We start from the raw sequence: 17,219 nt of genomic DNA on the forward strand, positions 1-17,219 counted from the left end.
ACTGCCTCTCCGGCAGTGATTCACGCCATGCACCCATCGGTTTGCCAGCGATTGCTGGCTGCTTGATCGCACATCTGCCGACACCGAAGCGATGCCGATTCCTCTCCCTGTCGTTGTACTAGAACCAGGGCACGGTCGCTGTCGGGCTAAGTCCATAAGTGCCAAATCGCCCCTCCACAGCGTGTTCCTGCAGCGGCAGATGTTCAACGAAGAGCCGAAACTTTTGCCCTGTACTCCGGCTGGTCAGGACAAGATAAGGCAAGCTTAGCCGTTTTGCGGCGCTGTCGGGAATAATCTGTCGTGCGGCCTCGGCGCTGATATTTTTTCGAAGCATCAATCTCCGGCGCTCACGTTCAGGACTGCTTTTTGCTTGAACCCGACGCACCACGCGGTGCCCGGCATGAGTTGGCACCTGCGCGATCTCACCGAACGTCGCGTGATCCTGCAACCCGGCCACCCAGCCCGGCTGTATTATTTTTTCCAGATCGCCACCTTTGCCGTGCAGGCGCAACCGCGCCCCAAGCGTAACCCCATTCTGTTCCCAGTCCGGAAAACTGATCCCGATATTTTCAGCGCCATGCGCTGCGAGCGCCTGATGTACTCTGTTGAAGATTGAATTCATCAATATGGTTGATGAAAAATCCGGGTCAGGCAACAGCCGTATATCAAAATAGGTATTCATGAATCCTTTTCGCCAAACACGCCGCCCCGGATAAGCATCGCCATTACAAAATGCTGGTTTTCCTCGCTAGGCGGCCGCCCGTTCAGCACCCACTCGCTCAACAAGGTGTAGAAATCGGCTTTCATTCGCGGTTGCCGATATGCCTTCCCCTGAGTGGTAACCGAGCCGTAAGGCTCGATAGCGATGGGACCCATCGGAGAGGCGCCATCGTCGGGATACCAGGTATCGATAGTACGCAGCGCGTTGCCGATTTTCTGGCTGTGGAGAGCAGCCACCGATCCCAGGGAATAAAGCGTTTTACTTTTCCGGCCCTTCTTATTCCCGCGATCGAGGATTAACTCCTGCGACGGATAAACTTCCTGGCCGTCACCAACACGGGCGTAGGCAATCACCTCGAGCAGTACAGCGCTGCCGGAAAGCCCCTGCTCGATCACATGTGCCAGTTCTTGCAGCGCGGGTGCCGCCGGCGCAGGCTCATCAAAATTTCTCAGGGAGAAATGATGGCTGTTAAATGTCCAGCACGGGCTCGCCTTGTCGTCTTGGATCAAGTACCGGGCACGTACCTCCACCTGTTCAGCTCCCACCCGGTTGCGCCATAGGAAACGCCCATTTGCAAGGTTATGCGCATAGCGTCGGGCGAGTGCGGCAAAACCCACTTTGCTCGCATAATGCTCGACGATAGCGTTGAGCCTCGCCTGATAATCAACACTGTTGCAGGCGGCTGGAACGCCCGCTCCATCAAGAACGCGCAGTGTGAAGCGCACTCGCAACGTATCGTGCACATTGGGCAGGGTGGCGACATCCACCGCCTGGAGGTTGGGAGATTGAATCGAGTCATCCAGCTTTGCCGGGTCCTGATCCTTTGCGGAAAATCGATGGGAAATGGTGCCGCGAACGGATTTTTCTCGGACTATCACAGCGGGCCATGACTCGCCGTGGTCCCGGTCGCTCCACTGTCCGGAGGAAAATAGCGCGTCGGAAGGGTCCAGTTTGCGTTCGAAAGCCAGTACGGAGGCGGTTTTCAGCGCCATTTATTCGCCCCTTTGTCCATCTGCGTGTCGAGATAGCTGGAATAACGATTAATGCAGCAATAAATTCCATTTTCTGGTTGGGATTCGGTGTACCAGAGCAGTTGATCCAGATTCTCCACTCGATTCGGGCTGATCCATTCGCCCAGCGAATAAAGGCTTTCCGCGAAGCCGAATGGTGTGGTTCGGTCCCGGGTGTTTTGCACTTCCCCGCCAGAATAAAGAGAGGACAAAACGCTGTAGCCAATAGGCAGGGGAACCAGCCATCCAGGTTTTCTGTGTACGTCCCACCGCACCTCATCGGGGGAATCGGAGCGGGGCAGGCCGGGTTCAATATTCAGGCGCGAGAAATCAAGTAACGCGTCGAGCATATTGGGCACCGCTCCGCTCCCGTTCTGCCGGGCTCTCATTTCAGTCAGATGGTCGATCAGCAAATCGTTGCGTTGCACCAGGGCGAAGCCGGGGATCAGTTTGCGGCGCAGGTCACGCATCACTTCGAGCTGTCCTTCCGGGCCTTCTCCAAGCGGCCACCATCGCTGCACGGCCGGCCGCTCGGCGATCCGCGGCGGCAACAGGCTACCCCCGGCAATGCGCATGCCCTGCGCCATGCCAAAAATATCCTCGGCGAATCTCTCCCCCTCGCTGGATGAGAGCGCGTCCTTCACCGCGATAACCAGACTGACCTCCATGTGGGCACGACCTTCCTCCACCATGGCGGGTGCGCGACCGTCTTTTTCCCCCGGGTTGCGCGTAAGGTGAAACACATGCGCACGGTCCCCGGACGACCAGGACACTTGAGGCTGAAAATCGTGACAAACGATCCCAACCCCCCCAAATCCGTTTTGGAAAGAGGGGGACAACCCCCGCTCCATCGCTTTCCGCTGCAACCCATGAACGAAGCCGGTAAAGGCGGTGGGAGACGGGAAGCCCCAGCTGAGCGGGCCGGAAATGGCATTCGCATTCTGCACGCAAAGATTCGGCAAAAGCACGAGGGCAGCGGCCTTCTTCACAAGGTTAGTCATGGCAGCTCAGTTCGATGCGAGTCATATGCAATTCCTTATCAAGGAAAGAAGCCCAATGCGCGGCTTCTGTCTGATTTCGAAGTGCGGCGGGTTTACCAAGACGAGCATTCAGCCAATTCGCGTATCGGGCGCATATGGCGTCCTGCCACCCGTTGGCACGGCACAAGGCGGCAAAGCTTTCGTCTTGCGCCGCCCGCCGCGGGTCCAGCCAGCACTGCTCCTCGGAATTCAGCCGACAGTCGGGGTCCAGGGTCCAGCCCGCCTTCAACTCGTGCAATTCCGCCGCAAATTGCAACAGTTCATCGCGCAACTCCCGCGCGACTCCAATTCTTATGTGTCCGGCCGGGCCGCTGTCAGCAGCGACGCCTCCATCTCCAAGCTGATGTATTGCCCTTAACGCCCGGCGCACCCGGTTTCGATTGCCAAACAAATGGTCGAATATGCTATTCACATGCAAGGGAGGGTGCGCGCGCTCGGAACGCCACGTTGGCGGTAAAGACGGGAGAAGATAGTTTTTGCCATTACGCTCCAGATTGAGCTGACCGGCATTCTGCGGATTCGCACCGCCCACCCGTTGTATCGCAAGGTCAGGGTAAGTCCGATAACCGTGAGGATAGGCCGCTCCCGCTCTTCGCGCGGCGCGAGCATTTTGCGCGTCAACCGAGAAACGATCCTCTTCTATTATTTTCCACACATAATGGGCAATCGAAGTGGAAAATAGCGGTGCTAAAAGGTGGTATTTCGCTTTGCTGCCTTCCGTGACCGGCCAATAAACCTGTTTGGCGAACTTATGGGATGCAAGTGGGCCTCTCGGTTGTGCCAATCGGCCAAAGGCCTCCATCCACTTTTCCGCCTGTCGCCTGTCTTCACAAAACGCAGCGGCTAAAGCCGGGTCTTGGCTGTTCGCATAATCCAGAAGCGACTTGCCATCGACGCGCAGGCGCAAAAATGCGGCGACATCAAGCGCCGCCGCGTCACCGATCACATCGAGCCTGAGGTCATCCCTTCCAATAGTGTGGGTGCCGACATAGGTTTCGCCGATGGCCTTGTTACCCATGGCCAGCAAATTCGAGCCTTTCGCCTGGGGGTGCGTCAACTTCAGTATGTGTGTCGCCTGCTCGATTCGCGATGCCCGCCGGGCAGCATCGGCGATCCATTCTTCCAACTGATGTCGTGCTATCTCTTTTTTGCGCTTGTGCTCGATCTCGCGTACTTTATCCGCCTGACTATCCTTGAGTTTGGCCCGTTGTTTCTGAAGAACGTCCAGTTTTAATTGAAGGCGTTTGTGCAGGAACCCACGAATGGCAGCTTCGAAACGTGCGCTGCGCGCGTCTGTCGGAACGACGCTACTCTTTGCAAGCACCGAGTCTTTAACCGGCTGTATCATGGTTCTCCTGTGTCAATCGCTGGACCGTCCGCGCAATGCTATCCGGGTGAAATGAACGACGGCATGCAGAATAGAAGACGGAATACGCCTCTATTATTCGCAATGAAACACGGGGTTTTCTGCAAGGCTGGTGCATTCGGGCGCGAACCGCGCTGAGCGGGACCCGGGATGAGCCCTGAGTGCTATCTTACGGATTGCGGCAGCTTTGAAAATTGGACCAAGATACAGGCTCTCACGACTCTGGTTATTTTTCATGAACTTGGCATTGATTTTGTGCGCAGGCAAGCCGGTTGCGGGATACGCTTGCGTTGGCCGCATATCCAATGTCTGAGCAATGCCTGAGGTATAACTTGCCGCAATCCCCAATTTCTGACCAGGTCATCGCTGCCTATCGTTCCGCCAACTACCGGGTGGAAAGCAGTGGCAAGCCCTTCGTCTTGCGCATTGACCGGTATTCTGAACCGCTATCGCGGCTTTTTGCCTCTTCAGGTCACCAATGCGCTGCGTTTGTCACCGCTTTCAACCCTTGGGGAGAGCCTCAAGGCTCTGATGCAAATCTGGCGGCCAGCGCGTGCCTTTTAGACCGGCTACGGCAAGTGCCCGGCGGCGAAGACCGGGTTATTGCTGGAATGGGGTGCGACCCGCGTGGAATATGGACTGAGGAGAAGAGTTTCCTCGTGCTCGGGCTCGAACTCGATGCATCGAAAATGCTGGGCCGGGAGTTTGACCAGAATGCAGTCGTATGGGCGGGCACTGACGCCATACCCAGACTGATTCTGCTCCGCTGAACGAACCAGCTGCCTGCCTTGGCCCCGAGCTTTTCCGCGGGCAATATGGCATGCTATGATGATTTACAGGCGATTTACAGGCGATTTAGGTATCAGGATCAGGAAAGAACTCGGACAGAAAAATATGAACATTGAACAGTTAAACAGCGATTTTGGCATTGCTGAGCACATCAAATTTATCGCAGGCGCGGGTGGGTTTCCCTTTATCAGGGTTGATAATGAAAGGGCCAGTGCCGTGATCTCGGTATATGGAGGCCAAATTTTGTCCTATCACCCGGCGAATGAGCCGCATAACCTGATGTTTCTCAGCGAGGCGGCCTATTATCAGTCGGGAAAAGGAATTAAGGGAGGTGCGCCGATCTGCTGGCCGTGGTTTGGGCCGGACCCTGAACGGCGCGGCCGGCCAGCACATGGGTTTGTCCGCACCCGTTTCTGGAATGTCACGAAAACCGGGATAAATCCGGATGGCGACTGCCAGGTTACGCTGGGTCTGACCGAATCCCCTGAGACAAGCGCAATATGGCCGCATTTATTCGACCTCTCGTTGGAAATAACCGTCGGGGAGTCGCTGAACCTGGAACTGGTCACGCGTAACAGAACGGCACAGGCGGTTACCATTACACAGGCGTTGCACACTTATTTCAAGGTCGGCGATATAAGCCAGATAGCGATATTCGGCATGCAAGGGGCCGAGTACGTCGATAAAACCGACAACGGGATCGTAAAAGCCCAGGCGGGCGCGATAACGATCGATCGGGAAGTCGACCGCATCTATCGCAACGTACAGCGCGAGCAGGTCATCGAGGATGCTGTCCTTAACCGGCGTATTCGCATTACCGCGCGAGGCAGCAAAACCGCGGTGGTGTGGAACCCGTGGGTGAAAATCTCCGCGGAAATGGGCGATCTGGAGGATGACGACTACAAACGCTTTGTTTGCGTTGAAACCGCCAACGCCGACGTGGATGCGGTAGAGGTACCCGCTGCGGGCGAATCCCGGCTGGTGGCCAACTATCGTATAGAACGCGACATGGCGGAAGTGTTGAAAGAGATCAAGTCCCTGCAATAAGCGGAGATTATGTATCCGATCATGGGCTGACATCTTCCCACAACTTTTGCAGGCGCTTGACGGAGACGGGGTAGGGCGTTTTCAGCTCCTGGGCAAACAGGGAAACGCGTAATTCCTCGATCTGCCAGCGAAATTCGTCAAGATGGGGATCGCTGGTCCCGGCCTTGCGATGCTTCTCCCGGCGCTGTTCATACTGGTTCCATAACCCGGAAACCGCGGCGCCGTGGCGCCCGTCGCGCTCCGGGTTGCCTGGATACTTCTCCAGCCGCAGGCTCATCGCTTTGAGGTAACGCGGCAGGTGTTGCAACTTCTCCCACGGGGTGGCGCTTAGAAATCCGGGATAAATCAGCGCTTCCAGTTGCGCGCGAAGCTGGGCGCTCAGTCGCACATTGGGTTCTCCTTTCGGTTTACTGCCGGGGGCTCCACCTCCCGCAAGCTTGACGAGCAAAGACTGGCATTCATTCCCGATGGCTTGCACCAGCCGCGCAATTCCTTCGGTTACGGCTGGCAGGCGCGCCCTTGCTCGCTGGCGCTGGGCGACAAAGTCCTTCTCGGTGCGAGGCGGCGTGTCCTCGCCGATGAACGCGCGGTCTGAGATGGCACTGACAATGTCCTCGATAAGCCTGTCCGGCGTGATGAGCGTGTGCAGTTGTAAAACAGACTGCCCCAGATATCGGTTTTGCCCCGACAGGTTTTTTTCCAGCTGCTTCATCTGCTCCCTGAGCTCAAAGCGCAGCAACTGCCTTACCCCGCCGCGCATGCTTGCTTGCGCCGCTTCACGCATATCGAACAACTGGATCGCGACTTTTCCCTCCGTTTCGACCAGCGCCGGAAATCCGGTAAGTCTCTTGCCTCCCCGGGTAAAAGCAATCTCTTCCGGCAAATCGCCAAAATCCCACCGCTTCACGTCGTCGCGCTCGATCGGCATGCGCTCGCCTGAATCCGAGCGCGAAAATGTCAATTGTGCGGCCTGCCCAAGCTGCGCCCGCAGTTGCGCAAGGTCACGGCTCATCGCCAACTCCTGCCCCGCATCGTCGATCACGCGGTAATTCATCAGGAGGTGCGGGGGTGGCTCTTCGTTGCGCCAGCTCTCCGCACCGATGGCAGTGTCTGTTTCGGCACGGATAAACTCGGCCAGCGCTTGAACAAGCGGGATGGGCTTTGAGAAAGAATCCATGTTGCCCGACTCAAGATTTTCGAGAAACCGGGTCACAAAATCGGGTATCGGCACCACGTGGCGCCGTATCTGTTTGGGAAGCGCCTTGAGATACCACGTTATTTTCTCGCGGATCAAACCCGGCACGAGATAATCGAATTGCACGACATCAAGCTTGTTCAGCAGCGGCAACGGCATCGTGAGCGTGACCCCATCCATCACATGGCCGGGCTCGAAGCGATAAGCCAGGGGCAGGCTGATACCATCCGCCGCCACGTTGTCGGGAAAACGCGCTTCCGTCACGTTCTCCGCGCCATGGCGCATCAGGTAGTCCCGGGTGAGGTAGAGCAGGCGGGGGTTCTCCCGTTCGGCCTGCCGGCGCCATTTTTCAAATGCCGCGCCGTTGCACATCCCCTGCGGGATGAGGGCATCATAAAACTCGAAAATGCGCTCTTCGCCTACCAGCACATCAGGCCGACGGGTCTTGTGTTCCAGAGCCGCGACGTCGGCAATGAGCTCGCGGTTATGATGGAAAAAAGGCGCCTGGGTTACATATTCGCCCGCGACCAGCGCGGCGCGGATAAAAATTTCGCGCGCTTCCCCAGGGTTGACGTTACCGTAATAAACCCGCCGTTTCGGCATCACGGTCAGGCCATACAGCGTTACCCGCTCAAACGCCGACACTTGGGCGGAACTCTTCTCCCAGTGCGGGTCGAAGTAATGCTTTTTGCACAGCTTCCCGGCGATCTTCTCGACCCAGAGCGGATCGATTTTTGCCACCACGCGTCCGTAGAGCTTGGCGGTTTCGGTCAGTTCCCCCGCCACGACCCATTTGGGCTTCGTCTTTTTGAGCACTGAACCGGGAAAAATGGAAAACTTGATTCCGCGCGCCCCCAGATACTCCCCGTCCTCCTCCGTCTTGAAGCCGATATTGCCTAGCAGCCCTGCCAGAAGCGCGCGATGGATCTCGTCGTAGGTGGCCGGGATCTCATTTGGACGCAGCCCGAATTCGGCCACCAGCGTATGCAGTTGCCCGTGAACCTCGCGCCATTCGCGCATTCTCCGGTGCGAGAGGAAATTTTCCTGGCAATGGGCGATCAGCTTGCGCTTGGATTTCCTATGCTTCAACAATTCGTCGAAGAATTCCCACAGTTTCAGGTAACCAATAAAATCCGAACGCTCGTCCTGAAAGCGCTGATGAGCCCGGTCTGCCGCTTCCTGCCGCTCGAACGGCCGGTCGCGCGCGTCTTGCACGCTCAAGGCAGCGGCGATGATCAGCACCTCGCTCAGGCAGTTCTCCTCCCTGGCAGCCAATATCATGCGGGCGATCTTCGGATCGATGGGAAACTTCGCCATCCGCCAGCCGATACTGGTCAGCGCGTTGGCCTCATCCACGGCACCCAGTTCGGCCAGCAACTGGTAGCCGTCCGCGACCATGCGCGGCAGGGGCGGGTCGAGAAACGGAAAATTCTCCACGGCCCCGATCTTGAGCGACTTCATCCGCAGGATCACCGCGGCGAGCGATGAGCGCAAAATTTCCGGATCGGTAAACTCCGGGCGGGCCAGGTAATCCGCCTCTGCGTAAAGACGGATACAGACGCCGCTCATTACCCGGCCGCAGCGGCCAGCGCGCTGGTTGGCGGACGCGCGCGAAATTTTTTCGACCTGCAACTGTTCGACTTTGTTACGGTAGCTGTAGCGGTTGAGGCGCGCCACCCCCGTATCAATCACATAGCGGATTCCAGGGACCGTCAGCGATGTCTCTGCCACATTGGTGGCGAGCACGATGCGTCTCAGGCTGCTCCCGCCCGGCCTGAACACGCGTTCCTGCTCGGCATGGGAAAGCCGCGCGAACAACGGCAGAATCTCCGCACCGCCGTGGCCGCCTGTTCCTGTTCCCGACGCGCCGAAAGCATGCTTGCGCAGCGCCTCGGCCGTCTCGCGTATTTCCCGCTCACCGGGAAGGAACATAAGCACATCGCCGGGACCGCAGCGGACGGTCTCATCGACCGCGTCAAGAATCGCCTGTTCGATATCGCCTTCATCCCGTTCATTCTGATCCTGATCCTGCGCGCCCCCCTTGTTACGGCCTCCTTCCTCCTCCCGGCGCGCCGCCGCAGATGAAAGGGGGGAAAAGGGAGGGCGGTAACGCACTTCCACCGGATACATGCGTCCTGATACCTCGACCACGGGCGCATCGTTGAAATGCGCAGAAAAGCGCTGCGCATTGATCGTGGCGGAGGTAACGATAAGCTTCAGCTCCGGGCGGTTTGGCAGCAGTTGCTTGAGGTAACCCAGCAGAAAATCAATATTGAGACTACGCTCGTGCGCCTCATCGATGATGATGGTGTCGTATGCCGCCAGCGACGGATCGCCCTGGGTTTCCGCCAGCAGAATGCCGTCGGTCATCAGCTTGATGTACGTTCCCTCGCTTACGTTGTCGGAGAACCGGATCTTGTAGCCGACGGCATGTCCCAGCGGGCTATTGAGCTCGGACGCAATCCGCGCCGCTACCGTGCGCGCCGCAATACGTCGCGGCTGCGTGTGGCCGATCATGCCCGCTACGCCGCGCCCGAGTTCGAGGCAGATTTTCGGCAATTGTGTTGTCTTGCCGGAACCGGTCTCTCCGCATACGATCACCACCTGGTTTTCCCGAACCGCGCGCGCGATTTCCTCGCGCCGTCCGACTACGGGCAACTCTTCGGGGTAGACCGGCTTGGGCAGGTTGGCGAGACGCCAGGCGTAATTAGCGTTAGAAGGTTCTTTCATCGTCCAGCTGTAACAAAAGGGGCACATATTCTAATCGAGAAGAATGGCCCGCAATAATATGGGCATAAAAGTGCTGGGGAACCTTCACCGGAAAACGGAGGTTCGCACCGACGCAATACACCTTCACGCTTGACATCCCATGCTCATCAGCTATCTTTATGGAACACGGGCGAGACGATGTTTTCCCGCGCCCTTGCCACTCGGGGCACCCGGGGGACTCGGGGCGCCTGTCTTTCAAGAGCGAAACGACACAAGGAATTCCATTGGCACATGGTTAAGGGAGTCAAGGGTGCCGGTTCTGCTGGACTCGCCGCGACTCCCGAGTTCTTCAACTGGATGAGAGGGAAATGAAAACAGGCGGATTTTTGCGCGGAAAAATGCTCGCTCAGCCCACTATGCTGTATTGTATCGGATGGGTAACACCTCAAGAAACTCATGATTTATCCGAACAGTAACAAGGGAAGCGCAAGATGAGAGCCACCATTCAATTCATCAACCCGGACGGGAAACTCGCCCTTGCAACGCGACTGCCGAACATCATCAAGGGCATTAAAAATCTCCGGCAGCACATTCTAGCGCATGGAATATTGCTTGAAAGACTGAGCCCGGACGATGTGGCGGCGCTACAGGAAATGCTGTCGAGAGAGAGCGGGTTCACTTACCTTACCTCGGAAAGTACTATCCGTGTTCGCGTTACCGATGGCGATCTTCGCGCGCTCCTAGGACTTGGGCTTGTGGTGCCCCTTCCGCATCGGCACAATCAGTTCGCGGATATCTTCTGGGAACGGGGGTTCACGATCGAAAAACTTGAGCAGCGCCAGGCTGACGACCTCAGGAATCAGATCGAAGCCATCGCGACCGTGACGCTTACCGCCGATGTTGCCCAGACACATTTTTGTACCGTCAGCGGCCAGGTTTTTCACACGGATGGCGTTCCGCTAAGCACTCGCGGCTTCACCGTTCGCGCCTTTGATTCCGTCGCAGCAGGTTTGCCGACACCCAGGCTGGTTCCCTGCGGCACTACCGCTACGCTCCAGGCTAACGCCAACTATCTCATCGACTATGCCTGGCAGCCCGATGGAAGAAAAGGCCCAAATCTGATCGTGCGCGTATTCGACCAGCAGGGTAGCGTCGTCGCAGAAGTGGAAAAACGTTCGGCCGCGATTCAGGAATACCTCGACATCACTGCTGAAGGCCTGGGCATCGTGCGCGGGATCGTCCATGGATGGGATAACACGCGGGCTGCTGGCGTGACCGTGCTCGCTTTTGACCGGAACTTGCGGGAAGAAACGCTACTCGGGTCAACTGTCACGGATGTGGATGGGTTTTACGAGATTACCTATAGTAACGCGCAGTTTCGCCTTAAAAAGGCCCAGCCTGATCTGATCATTCGCGTCTTCGCAAGCGCCTCGGGAGTTGGGAATGCCGCAGAGACCGGGGACGAGCTGGCTGTTTCCGCCATTGTGTTCAATGCGCCCCACCTGTACACCCTTGATCTTGAGGTTAGGTCACGGAATGATCCCTCCGAATACGAGCGTCATCTCGCCGAGTTGCAGCCTCTCATAGAAGGCGAGGCGGTCCAGTTATTGACCGATGAGGACTTGCGCTTTCTCAGTGGCAAGACGGATATCCCGTTCGACCAGCTTAATTACCTGCGCCTGGATGCGCAATGGACGTTCCAGTACGCTTTGGAGCCGGCCATGGCTTACGGCCTCTTCCGTCAAGAGCTTCCAACCAATCTAGCCCGTTTGCTGGCGGAGAAACCGGCGCGCTTGCGGGAGGCGCTCAAGACGTCAGTGGCGCGCAATGTTGTCCCGGCCTCCATTGGTGACCCGGCTATCGAGCAACTTCTCGCCCTGGCCGATTCCCCGGCTTCCAAGTCGTACGCTCGAACCCCATAAAGCAAAGACTGCAACTCTTATCCAATCCTTATCCAACCCTTACCGAAAACGCTGCCGTCTGCCCAGGAAATCCGGACAGGAAATTCAAACAGGCGGCAACTCTACTTCATCCGCGGCGTGATCAGTTCATTCACTTCCCTGGTTTTTTCCCCGGCGAAGACTATAGTGAATATTGTCTTGTTCCCTAAAAGCTGCTGCAGGCCATGATCAGGAACCCCCGCACTAAACGGATTCTTTCTATTTCGCTGCTCATACTTGGCGGCATGCTGATGTTTTTCGCGCCGGAAAATATCTGGATCGGGGCGATACTTTTCACTCTCGGTGTCGGGGTAGAGATCGTCGGCCTCGTGCTCGCCCATCGCAAATAGCCCAAATGGGGCAAATAGCCCAGATAGTACATCGGCTGAGCACAGACGTGGAAACGCGCCTGTTTTCTCCTGGCGTTTCGTCCGACAGCGGAGCCGGGGAGGCGGAATAGCGGCGATAAAAAACCCGAAGACGCGCGAGCGCTTCGGGTTCAAGTTTCCACTTACAAAGGAGGGATCACTCTTCCAACATGGACATAATAAGACTGCCAGAAATAAAGTCAAGCAAGTTCAGCCGTATCGCGAAAAATAAACCAGGCAGTAACGGTTTCCGCTGCGCATGAACTTGAAAAATGCTCAAAACCGGCCACTAAAGCGCGTCCCCATCACCGCACTAAAGGCGGGAACCAGATTAATCGTCCGCGCAAATGTTCATGTTTGCGCCCATCCATTGCGCGGCCAGCGCGATGAAGAAAATGCTGGTACGATGCCGGCAGTTGAAGAAACCCATTATGTCCCCAGCATGAGCTAGAAGTGCTCTAAAGGTTCCCTGGATTTCTGACGTTGTACGTAAGGTTGGAGTTATTACAGCGTCCTAATAGAGCAGAGGACAGTCCGCTTCCCGCGGATTGCTGAAAACGCCATTTTTCCGTTAGCGCCTGCCAATCGCCAAAGTCCTGGGTAGGCATGGAGCGTGCTTCCTCCCGTTCTTTCGCTGGTGGCAACCTGGATCCGGGGCAGCGCTAACGACTTGACAGAAAGACATGGAACAGGTCGCGACAAGCCGGACGCGTGAAACCAATGCGCGGTGAATGCAGTCGAAGCTCTTATCCCCTCAAACGTGAGGAGGTTCTCGATGAACCGACGCACTGTACTGCAAAGTCTGCCCGCGCTTGCGGCGCTGTCGCTACTTTCGGCATGCTCGCGAAACAAGGCAGCGGAAAATATTCCTGCGAAAGCGACGGTCCGGGCGCTGAACAAGCCAGCTGAAGAATGGCGCGCGTTGGTGTCCCCCGCGGCCTATAAGGTATTGTTCAAGGAACAGACGGAACCCCCGGGCAGCAGCGCGCTCAATCGCGAGGACCGCCCCGGCACTTATCTTTGCGCCGCATGTTATTTACCGCTGTTCGATAGCGCCAATAAATATGAAAGCGGCACAGGTTGGCCAAGCTTTACTCAACCCATCGAAGGCCATATGGGGACAAAGCGGGATTACAAGATGGTCCTTCCCCGGACGGAGTATCATTGCGCCCGATGCGGAGGCCACCAGGGCCATGTGTTTAATGACGGGCCGCTTCCACGAGGCGAACGGTGGTGCAACAATGGCGTGGCGCTCCGGTTTGTATTGCGCAATGAACCTCTACCTCCGCTCAGGAGTTGAGCGAGTCGAACATGCCTGGATTTTGTGTAAGCGGGAAAACCCTGCATCTCCCTGACGCGCGAGATATTGGAGGGCCTGTTGGAGGCCGCCCGAGGGCGCTTCTGGGTGGCCTGTTACTAGGACTAGGCATCTTGCTGAGCGCGTGCGAACAGCCGGGGGACGGCAGCCAGCCTATTGCTGCTGGCCCCGCTGGCCCGTCCGGTGCTGCTTCCTCTACAAATGTCGCAATCTTCGCCGGGGGATGTTTCTGGTGCACCGAAGCCGATTTTGACAAGGTTCCGGGCGTGATTTCGACCACCTCGGGGTATATTGGCGGTACCGTGCCCAACCCCACCTATAAACAGGTCTCCGCCGGGAAAACGGGGCACATTGAAGCAGTGCAGGTGCGGTTCGATCCTGCAAAAACCAGTTTCATTAAACTACTGGCCGCGTTCTGGCCGACTATCGATCCGCTGACACCAAATCGGCAGTTTTGCGATAGCGGTTCGCAATATCGTAGCGCAATCTTCTACTACAACGAGGACCAGAAACGGCAGGCTGAGGGGTCCAAGGCCGAACTCCAGTCTTCCGGGCGCTTTTCCCAGCCCATCGTCACCGACATTCTCCCCGCCACCGAGTTTTATCCCGCGGAGGATTACCATCAGGATTATTACAAAAAAAATCCCATCCGCTATTCATATTACCGCAGCAATTGCGGCCGCGACGCGCGCCTGGCGGAAGTGTGGGGGCTCTCGAAGAAGTAGCGCCAGAGCCTCCCCAGGACCCGCTGTAATATCCGCTCCAGAATCGCGCCAGAGCCCAGCCTGTCAGCCTCAATGACCGCGCCCGGCCCTGGTTTTGCACCTGTCACAGGTCTCGGCAAGCCGCCGCGTCAGGGCAGCAGACAATCCCGGCAACATCTTCGATGCCGGTCATATGGGTGAGTCAACGCTCCCGGGAGATCCGGCTTGCCGTACGGAGGAGGGGCCTTCAGTCTGTAGGGGCTACGGCCGGTTCAATCAGGTTCGCGGATGTTTAACGGATGCTTAGCGGATGATCAGCAAATGCTTAGTGGACGCTTATTGGACATTATGCAAGGTTGGGCCCGCAGTGGAACCTGAGGCCGGTTTTGCGCTTGAGCCCGGATCTGTCGCCTTAAGGTCCCGCCGGCTTTCGATTTCCGTGGCCGTATCCTTTCCTTCCTTTGCGGGATCCTTCGGCTTGGTTGGCTTGGCTTTTGTCGGCTTGGCCCTGGCGTCCTTCGCCTCTTTGGCTTCCTTGGCTGCTTTGGCGGAATCCACTTTGGTCTGCAACTCCTCCAGCTTATCGTATTTGGCTTTGAGGTTGCTGCTCAACGCAGCGTAGCTCCGATACTCGTTTTGCATCTGGGATTGCAACTGCGTATGCTGGACGCTGAAAGAGGCGCGCATATTTTCCAACTGCCGTAGTTTTTCCTCCAGCAGGCGCCTGTTGTGTGAGTTATTTTTTGCCTCGACGGTTTTGGCAGCCAGGGTAACCTCCTGGATTTTCTGGTTCAGTTGCTTGAATAGCTGAGCCATATTGTTCGCGGCGGCACTATAGCGCCGGAGATGCAGTTCCATGGTCTCGTAATCCGTCAACCGCTCGCCGATCGGTCGCGAGGTCAACTCAGACACATCGGCAGCGGGCGCTGTCGCCTGTCCCATCGGTTCCGCTGGCTCCACCCTTTCCACCGGTTCCGCGAGCGCGCTGGATAAGCCCGTCACAAATACCAGAGCAATCAAAGCAGCGTTGCCTGCTAACGAACTTCCAACGTCCCGAATCATTGATGATCCTCCTGAATTATTTATTATATAGAGGTGGCGGTTAACTGAATCTTTCCGAATGGTATACCCGCAGGCAACTGCTGAACAGTCCCATCCGGCATGCGGCTGATCGCATCCGGGCTATTGCCGGGCGCAAGTATAGGCTAAACTGGGCAGATGCAAATATGGGGCGGGTTTCCGCCGATCGGGAAATGACGGCTTCGAAAACCATTACTGGAAAATTCATCACCCTGGAAGGGATAGACGGCGCTGGCAAAAGCACCCACCTGCACTGGTTCGAAAAGGTATTGCGCGACAAAGGTAAAACCGTGGTGGTAACCCGTGAGCCTGGTGGGACGCGGCTGGGCGAGGCCTTGCGCCAGCTTCTGCTTGACACCGGGCAGGCCATGCACGCCGAAACCGAGGCGCTGCTCATGTTCGCGGCCCGGCGGGAACACCTGGATAAAGTCATCATGCCTGGGCTCGAGCGGGGCGATTGGGTGATTTCCGATCGTTTCACCGATGCCAGCTTTGCATACCAGGGTGGCGGAAGAGGGCTCGCAGCGACGAAACTGGCCGAGCTCGAGCACTGGGTACAGGGAGAGTTTCAACCTGACCTCACCTTTTATTTCGACGTCGCGGTAGAGGTAGGCAGGCAACGAACCAGCGCCATCAAATTAGCCGACCGGTTCGAAAAAGAAACCGATACTTTTTTTAACCGCGTGCGGGAAGCGTATCTGGAAAGGGCACGGCAATTTCCCCAGCGCATACGCGTCATTGATGCCAACCTGTCCCTCGTGGAAGTTCATAAACAACTTGATGAAGTATTATTAAAGCTTTGTGATGATTACGATTTATCCATGGCAAACTGAGCTCTGGCGCAAGCTCGCAGCTGGTTCGCCGCCGGCTCACGCCCTGCTGCTTCGGGGTCGTAAGGGGCTGGGCAAGCTTGCTTTTGCCACTTATTTAGCCAAATCGAGATTGTGCGAGCACCCCTCGGCTACGGGTGATGCATGCGGGAACTGCCCGAGTTGCCGCTGGTTTGATCAAGGCAGCCATCCCGATTTCCGCTTGGTCGAGCCTGAAGCCATCTCCAAGAAGCCGCAAAGGCTTGAGTCGGGAGAGGGCAACCCGGACGGCGGCGGGGATCCCAAGGGCGCCGCGGTTTATGAAAACGATTCGGCGATGGAAGAAACGGGAGCTGAATCCAGCGGGGCGAAATCCAAAAAAAAACCCAGCAAACAAATTGGTGTCGAGCAAATACGCGATCAAAGTGATTTTATCAACACATCCAGCCACCAGAATGGTTACAAAATTATCGTAATTCATCCGGCCGAAGCAATGAACCCTTCCGCGGCAAATGCCCTGCTCAAAAACCTGGAAGAACCGCCGGCGCGCACCCTGTTCATTCTCGTGACGCATCACTCGCAACATCTGCTGCCCACGATACGCAGCCGTTGCCGTCAAATCGGAATGCCCGCGCCTACGCCCGCTGCCGCTATTGAGTGGCTCAAACAGCAGCGGGTCGGAGATGCCGAAACCTGTCTAGCTTCCGCCGGTTTCGCACCATTGGGGGCACTTGAGTTCAACGACGACAAATACCTACAGCAGCACCAGGCATTCATCAGGCAAATCAGCACGCCGGAAAATCTGGACATTATTGCGTTGGCGGATGTTATGCAGAAAGCCGACCTGCCCACGGTGGTCAACTGGCTGCAAAAATGGTGCTATGATCTAATGAGTTTCCGCACTGCCGGGAAAATCCGATATCACCTGGATATGCTTGCCACAGTAAAATCACTGGCGTCGAGCATCGAACCTCGCTCGCTCGCGACTTACTCGCGCCGCCTGGCTGAAACACATCAGCTGGCAGGTCATACGCTAAATTCCCGGTTATTCCTGGAAGAGATGCTTCTTTCCTACGTCAAAGCGCTATCGCCCGCACGTCGCGCCTGACGCGTATCGTCTGAG

At 56.9% G+C, this 17,219-nt stretch carries 15 protein-coding genes; 8 read left to right on the forward strand and 7 right to left on the reverse strand.

The features are described from left to right. Positions 1–118 precede the first annotated feature (118 nt). Genes cas6f through csy1 form a run of 4 tightly spaced genes read right to left on the reverse strand, consistent with a single transcriptional unit; the run spans position 119 to position 4,119 of the window. The gene (gene cas6f, locus C8R31_RS05980) at positions 119–682 is read right to left on the reverse strand and encodes a type I-F CRISPR-associated endoribonuclease Cas6/Csy4 (RefSeq protein ID WP_107693139.1); all 564 of its coding nucleotides are present in this window, start codon (positions 680–682) and stop codon (positions 119–121) included. Then, on the reverse strand, positions 679–1,713 hold the full coding sequence (csy3, locus tag C8R31_RS05985) for a type I-F CRISPR-associated protein Csy3 (protein ID WP_107693140.1): 1,035 nt from the start codon (positions 1,711–1,713) through the stop codon (positions 679–681). The genes cas6f and csy3 overlap by 4 nt, the downstream gene beginning before the upstream one ends. Further along, the gene (csy2, locus tag C8R31_RS05990; RefSeq protein ID WP_107693141.1) at positions 1,704–2,732 is read right to left on the reverse strand and encodes a type I-F CRISPR-associated protein Csy2; all 1,029 of its coding nucleotides are present in this window, start codon (positions 2,730–2,732) and stop codon (positions 1,704–1,706) included. Before csy2 ends, csy3 begins: the two co-directional genes overlap by 10 nt. Continuing rightward, complete coding sequence (gene csy1 / locus C8R31_RS05995) at positions 2,725–4,119, reverse strand: type I-F CRISPR-associated protein Csy1 (RefSeq protein WP_107693142.1); 1,395 nt, start codon at positions 4,117–4,119, stop codon at positions 2,725–2,727. The genes csy2 and csy1 overlap by 8 nt, the downstream gene beginning before the upstream one ends. Positions 4,120–4,469: 350 nt before the next feature. On the opposite strand from csy1, the gene C8R31_RS06005 reads away from it, so the two are divergent. Together C8R31_RS06005 and C8R31_RS06010 are read left to right on the forward strand one after the other, a co-directional pair. Beyond that, positions 4,470–4,907 carry a DUF3293 domain-containing protein gene (locus C8R31_RS06005; protein ID WP_107693144.1) on the forward strand — a complete coding sequence of 146 codons (438 nt, stop codon included), beginning with the start codon at positions 4,470–4,472 and terminating at the stop codon, positions 4,905–4,907. Between the two features lie 124 nt (positions 4,908–5,031). After that, on the forward strand, positions 5,032–5,973 hold the full coding sequence (locus C8R31_RS06010; RefSeq protein WP_107693482.1) for a D-hexose-6-phosphate mutarotase: 942 nt from the start codon (positions 5,032–5,034) through the stop codon (positions 5,971–5,973). Positions 5,974–5,992: 19 nt separating this feature from the next. Here the strand turns inward: C8R31_RS06010 and hrpA are convergent, their stop codons facing one another. Beyond that, on the reverse strand, positions 5,993–9,898 hold the full coding sequence (gene hrpA / locus C8R31_RS06015; RefSeq protein ID WP_107693145.1) for an ATP-dependent RNA helicase HrpA: 3,906 nt from the start codon (positions 9,896–9,898) through the stop codon (positions 5,993–5,995). A gap of 470 nt (positions 9,899–10,368) precedes the next feature. Here hrpA and C8R31_RS06020 point away from each other — a divergent pair, with 470 nt between their 5' ends. Beyond that, complete coding sequence (locus C8R31_RS06020; RefSeq protein ID WP_107693146.1) at positions 10,369–11,799, forward strand: hypothetical protein; 1,431 nt, start codon at positions 10,369–10,371, stop codon at positions 11,797–11,799. A 101-nt stretch (positions 11,800–11,900) separates the two neighbouring features. Here C8R31_RS06020 and C8R31_RS16010 read toward each other — a convergent pair whose 3' ends face one another. Continuing rightward, complete coding sequence (locus C8R31_RS16010; protein WP_181320460.1) at positions 11,901–12,158, reverse strand: hypothetical protein; 258 nt, start codon at positions 12,156–12,158, stop codon at positions 11,901–11,903. A gap of 286 nt (positions 12,159–12,444) precedes the next feature. Here C8R31_RS16010 and C8R31_RS06025 point away from each other — a divergent pair, with 286 nt between their 5' ends. The 3 genes from C8R31_RS06025 (at position 12,445) to msrA (ending at position 14,228) form a co-directional block, all read left to right on the forward strand. Beyond that, a complete protein-coding gene (locus C8R31_RS06025; RefSeq protein ID WP_107693147.1) occupies positions 12,445–12,636 on the forward strand; it encodes a hypothetical protein in 192 nt (63 codons plus the stop codon). Between the two features lie 324 nt (positions 12,637–12,960). Continuing rightward, on the forward strand, positions 12,961–13,485 hold the full coding sequence (gene msrB / locus C8R31_RS06030; protein ID WP_107693148.1) for a peptide-methionine (R)-S-oxide reductase MsrB: 525 nt from the start codon (positions 12,961–12,963) through the stop codon (positions 13,483–13,485). An 11-nt stretch (positions 13,486–13,496) separates the two neighbouring features. Continuing rightward, a complete protein-coding gene (gene msrA / locus C8R31_RS06035; RefSeq protein WP_107693149.1) occupies positions 13,497–14,228 on the forward strand; it encodes a peptide-methionine (S)-S-oxide reductase MsrA in 732 nt (243 codons plus the stop codon). A gap of 315 nt (positions 14,229–14,543) precedes the next feature. Here msrA and C8R31_RS06040 read toward each other — a convergent pair whose 3' ends face one another. Further along, a complete protein-coding gene (locus C8R31_RS06040) occupies positions 14,544–15,269 on the reverse strand; it encodes a hypothetical protein (protein ID WP_107693150.1) in 726 nt (241 codons plus the stop codon). Positions 15,270–15,460: 191 nt separating this feature from the next. On the opposite strand from C8R31_RS06040, the gene tmk reads away from it, so the two are divergent. After that, positions 15,461–16,120 (forward strand): dTMP kinase, encoded by a 660-nt coding sequence (tmk, locus tag C8R31_RS06045; protein ID WP_107693483.1) that lies wholly within the window; start codon positions 15,461–15,463, stop codon positions 16,118–16,120. Continuing rightward, complete coding sequence (gene holB / locus C8R31_RS06050) at positions 16,092–17,204, forward strand: DNA polymerase III subunit delta' (protein WP_107693151.1); 1,113 nt, start codon at positions 16,092–16,094, stop codon at positions 17,202–17,204. The genes tmk and holB overlap by 29 nt, the downstream gene beginning before the upstream one ends. Positions 17,205–17,219: the final 15 nt, after the last annotated feature.

It is taken from the genome of Nitrosospira sp. Nsp2, assembly GCF_003050965.1.
Taxonomy (GTDB): Bacteria; Pseudomonadota; Gammaproteobacteria; order Burkholderiales; family Nitrosomonadaceae; genus Nitrosospira.

Coding starts and splice junctions, on each gene's coding strand:
- C8R31_RS06020 (WP_107693146.1), top strand. CDS start 10,369: ATGAGAGCCACCATTCAATTCATCAACCCGGACGGGAAACTCGCCCTT.
- csy1 (WP_107693142.1), bottom strand. CDS start 4,119: ATGATACAGCCGGTTAAAGACTCGGTGCTTGCAAAGAGTAGCGTCGTT.
- C8R31_RS16010 (WP_181320460.1), bottom strand. CDS start 12,158: ATGGGCGAGCACGAGGCCGACGATCTCTACCCCGACACCGAGAGTGAA.
- csy2 (WP_107693141.1), bottom strand. CDS start 2,732: ATGACTAACCTTGTGAAGAAGGCCGCTGCCCTCGTGCTTTTGCCGAAT.
- hrpA (WP_107693145.1), bottom strand. CDS start 9,898: ATGAAAGAACCTTCTAACGCTAATTACGCCTGGCGTCTCGCCAACCTG.
- C8R31_RS06040 (WP_107693150.1), bottom strand. CDS start 15,269: ATGATTCGGGACGTTGGAAGTTCGTTAGCAGGCAACGCTGCTTTGATT.
- csy3 (WP_107693140.1), bottom strand. CDS start 1,713: ATGGCGCTGAAAACCGCCTCCGTACTGGCTTTCGAACGCAAACTGGAC.
- holB (WP_107693151.1), top strand. CDS start 16,092: ATGATTACGATTTATCCATGGCAAACTGAGCTCTGGCGCAAGCTCGCA.
- C8R31_RS06010 (WP_107693482.1), top strand. CDS start 5,032: ATGAACATTGAACAGTTAAACAGCGATTTTGGCATTGCTGAGCACATC.
- msrB (WP_107693148.1), top strand. CDS start 12,961: ATGAACCGACGCACTGTACTGCAAAGTCTGCCCGCGCTTGCGGCGCTG.
- msrA (WP_107693149.1), top strand. CDS start 13,497: ATGCCTGGATTTTGTGTAAGCGGGAAAACCCTGCATCTCCCTGACGCG.
- tmk (WP_107693483.1), top strand. CDS start 15,461: ATGACGGCTTCGAAAACCATTACTGGAAAATTCATCACCCTGGAAGGG.
- C8R31_RS06025 (WP_107693147.1), top strand. CDS start 12,445: ATGAACTTGAAAAATGCTCAAAACCGGCCACTAAAGCGCGTCCCCATC.
- cas6f (WP_107693139.1), bottom strand. CDS start 682: ATGAATACCTATTTTGATATACGGCTGTTGCCTGACCCGGATTTTTCA.